Raw genomic sequence first — 246 nt, forward strand, 5'->3', positions numbered from 1 at the left:
TTGACATTGGTCATTTCTGCAAACGTCGTTACCCGTTTGCGATAGAGCCAGTCCCACACTTGTGTGGCACGGAACTTTTTATGGCCACGCTCCATCAGCCAGTCAGTTAACTGAGGCATTGTAAGGCCGTAAATCGATTCCTTTAACATGTTTTTTACCCTCATTTCGTTCGTAGCATGCTTATTCGAAGTTCGCCTCATGAAACGGCAAACGGATAGTCGTATTCTCAAACCCTAATTATAGCAT

At 44.3% G+C, this 246-nt stretch carries 1 pseudogene; it reads right to left on the minus strand.

Features of this window, described 5'->3' with window-relative positions:
* A pseudogene (locus CHH91_RS21340) lies at positions 1-149 on the minus strand (dual-specificity RNA methyltransferase RlmN); the annotation flags it as partial.
* Positions 150-246 lie beyond the last annotated feature (97 nt).

The organism is Virgibacillus sp. 7505 (assembly GCF_002272135.1).
GTDB lineage: Bacteria > Bacillota > Bacilli > Bacillales > Amphibacillaceae > Terribacillus.